We start from the raw sequence: 3,373 nt of genomic DNA on the forward strand, positions 1-3,373 counted from the left end.
CGAGAGCACGCCCGTGACACCATCGACGGTTCGCAGCTGCGGCTTGATCAGCCAGTCCTGCGCTGTCCGTCTTTCCGTAAGCGAGTAATCTGCGCCGGGCTCGTTTTCGACCGAATACATGAGAATTCGGCCGAGCCCGGTCGTAATGGGCCCGAGCTGCGGCTCGCCTAGACCTTCGGGGATATTGCGACGCGCCTCCGATAGCCGCTCGTTCACGAGCCGGCGGGCAAAGTAGATATCCGTGCCGTCTTCGAAATAGACGTCCACACGCGATAGCCCGAAGATGGACGTGGACTGTACTTTTTCGAGGCCCGGCAGCCCGTACATGCTGATCTCGATCGGATAGGAGACCAGTGTTTCAATGTCTACCGGCGACAGTCCTTCGCTAGCGGTATATACCTGCACGAGGGCCGGCGTCGCGTCCGGAAATGCATCCACGGGTAGTGCACGCAGCGAAAAATAGCCGCCGATAGCCAGCGCGAAAACTGCGACGAGCACCATGAGCCGGTTCGCCATCGCCAGGCGAATAATTGCGTTAATCATGACGCCCTCCTAGTGGCTGTGTGCGGCGCTACGGCCACCGGCGGTGAGAGCAGCTTTAAGATCGAATGCGCCGCGCACGACCAGGGTGTCACCAGCTCGAATCCCTTCCCGGATTTCTACCTGGCCTTGGTTTTCTGCGCCGGTGCTTACCGGTCGAAACGTGTAAGCACCCTCATGGTCGGCGGGCACGAATACGCCTTCACGCTCACCGATTTGTTGCACCGCGTCCACGGGAACGAGCGCAATGCGTGAGCGCTCACCGCTAGACGCCCCGGCGTCGATGTTGGCGTCTGCAAACATGCCGGCTCTAAGCAAACCGTCGGGATTTTCGACGACAGCGCGGACACGTACCGTTCTGGCTTGTTCGTCGAGCTGTGGCGAGATCCAGTCGATCGTGCCCACGAAGGTTTCATCCGGCAGTGGCCGCACCGTGAAGCGCACTTTTTGGCCTGCTTCCAACACCGGCAAGGCTTGCTCGGCCACATCGATCATCAACCACATTCGCGTGTTATCGACGACATGGATCGGGGTTTCGTTGGCGCTCAGCGTTTGGCCGGCGACCAAGTCGCGTTTCGCGACGACGCCATCGCGTGGCGACGAAAGTTCCAGTCGCGACAAGGGCTCGTCCCCGCCACTGCTAATGGCGTCGACCGCCGCATTGTCTAGGCCGTAGAGCTTGAGCTCAGCACGCTTGGCGCGTCGCTCGGCCTTGGCTTGTTCGTATGCGGCACGAGACTCGGCCAAATCCGAATCACTCACGATCTGATCCGCAGCCAATTTGCGGTCTCTCGCATAGGCGGCCTGGCGCGTATTGAAGCGCGCGGCCGCGGTGAGATATGCCGCCTTTTCCTTGCCTAAAGCGACACTGTCGAGTACTGCAAGCGTTTCACCGCGCGATACTGCTTCACCCAGATCCGCCGATACCTCGACCACCTTGGCTTGCAATCGCGGGCCCACACGAGCGACGCGGTCAGCATCGAAATGCAGGGTCGCTGGGGCTTGGATCGACGCGTTCGCCGTACCGCTCTCGGCCGGCCCGGTGGCGATATCCAATTGCTCAAATTGCTCGGCGCTGAGCTTGACGCGATCCGGATTTTCTTCGCCGTGCCCCTCGTGGCCACCTTTGCCTTCGCCCTGAGCTGATTCGTGTGCGCCTTTTTCGGCGTCGCCGTGTTCCTCTCCTTCGTGGCGGGCTTCGTCTTGATCTGCATGATCGCTTTCTTGCGCTTGCGCCGACCCGGCGGTCTGCGGCCCTTCGGCGTCGCCGCTGTTGGAGTTACAGCCCGTTAGCAAGAAAATCGCAGCGAGCAGTAGAACGGGGATTCGGATGTGCCTCATGGATTTCTGTCTATTCATTGCGATGCTCCGCGGCTGTCCATCACGAGCAAACCACCCGTGGCGCGCTCTAGATCGGTGCCGGCCGTAACCAGCGCGCCAAGCGCGTCGAGGTAGTCGCGGCGCACATCAAAAAGGTTGTTCTGCGCAGAGGTAATCGCGGTTGCCCCCACCTTGCCGGCTGCGAATGAGCGTCGGGTGAGCTCCAGAGAACTCTCCGCGGCCTCTAAAACCGCATCACTTAGCGCATCTGCTCGTTCGCGCCCGGCGTCATATGCACTGATGGCCGAAAGCACCTGCAGTCGAACCTCGCGCTGAAGGTTGTCCTGATCGAGCTGTGCTTGCGCTAGATCAGCGGTCGCAATCTGGCGCTCGCCTTCATAGCGATCCAGCAGCGGCAGCTCGAAACCAACACCGCCGCCGGTGATATCCGAGCCACCTTTGTCACGACCACCCGCTTCCTCGCGGTAAAAACCGAACACGGTGAGGTTCGGTATGATTTCGCGATTGGCGAGCGACAATTCCTTTCGAGCGGCAATCACGCGCGACGCAGCGGCCTGCAAGTCCGTGCGCCGCTCGACGGCGCGCGTCAGCAAGCGATCACGATCCGGCATATCGAGCAGCGCAAAACTCAGATCGCCCTCGATCGCGAGCCGGCGCGTGGGATCGATCGCGAGCAGGTCCTTGAGTTCCAGCCGCGCCTGGGTCGCCGTATTTCGAGCCGCGGCGGCGAACGCACGTGCTCGCTGCAACCCAAGACGAGCTGCGTTGGATTCGATTCGGGTACCTGCGCCTGCGTCGAGTCGCTTCCTGGCGTAAGTCTCGAGCTGCTCGTTGGTATCAACGACGCGCTCGGCGGTGTTTACTGCCTGCTCCGCGACCAAGACAGAAAGGAACGCCGCACGCACACGCGCCGTCGTTGTGGCCGCCAGGAAATCGTAGTCAGCGCGCGCGGCGCCCAACCTACTTGTCGCAGCGTCCTCGCGTAGACCGCCCTGCCCAGCGATCCAGAATTCTTGGCTGAGCTGAATACCGATGTCGGTACTTGAGCCGTTCGGCTGATCGCGCTGGCCGGCTTCCAGTTCCAAGCGCGGGTTAGATGGCACAGGGACATCCGCGTGAATGGCCTCGCCACCGAGGCGTTGGATACGCAGACGAGCCGAACGCAGCGTCGGATTATATTCGCTCGCCCAATTCAGGGCGGCATTGAGAGTCAGAGGTTGAGGTATCTGCATGACCGCGGAGGCGGACAGCGAAACCCATAGCATGCAAAGTCCACAGGCAGCTTTGCCCGGGAGAAAACGGGGGAAATACATTGTGAATCCTCATCGCAATAGAAGAGGCGCCTGCAATGAAGCAGCGCCCGGCGAAGAAGATTCAGGCTATGGGGGGGTCGACTAGGGGGGTGTGAGCCAAACTGCGATAAAGGTCGCGATGTCGTCCATTACGCGACGATATTTTGTGGAGCTCCATATCCGGCGTGCCACTTTGTATT

General features: G+C 60.9%; 3 protein-coding genes. All 3 read right to left on the minus strand.

Annotated elements, in window-relative coordinates; genetic code table 11:
- A partial coding sequence (locus C84B14_RS17925) for an efflux RND transporter permease subunit (RefSeq protein WP_353226111.1) occupies positions 1–543 on the minus strand: 543 nt, incomplete at its 3' end.
- A gap of 9 nt (positions 544–552) precedes the next feature.
- The gene (locus C84B14_RS17930; protein ID WP_353226113.1) at positions 553–1,899 is read right to left on the minus strand and encodes an efflux RND transporter periplasmic adaptor subunit; all 1,347 of its coding nucleotides are present in this window, start codon (positions 1,897–1,899) and stop codon (positions 553–555) included.
- Complete coding sequence (locus C84B14_RS17935) at positions 1,896–3,194, minus strand: TolC family protein (protein WP_353226115.1); 1,299 nt, start codon at positions 3,192–3,194, stop codon at positions 1,896–1,898. Before C84B14_RS17935 ends, C84B14_RS17930 begins: the two co-directional genes overlap by 4 nt.
- Positions 3,195–3,373: the final 179 nt, after the last annotated feature.

It is taken from the genome of Salinisphaera sp. C84B14 (genome assembly GCF_040361435.1).
In the GTDB taxonomy this organism is placed as follows: Bacteria; Pseudomonadota; Gammaproteobacteria; order Nevskiales; family Salinisphaeraceae; genus Salinisphaera.

What these genes read in the sequence shown, in the direction of transcription:
- C84B14_RS17930 (WP_353226113.1), bottom strand. Translation starts at nt 1,899, where the DNA reads ATGAATAGACAGAAATCCATGAGGCACATCCGAATCCCCGTTCTACTG.
- C84B14_RS17935 (WP_353226115.1), bottom strand. Translation starts at nt 3,194, where the DNA reads ATGTATTTCCCCCGTTTTCTCCCGGGCAAAGCTGCCTGTGGACTTTGC.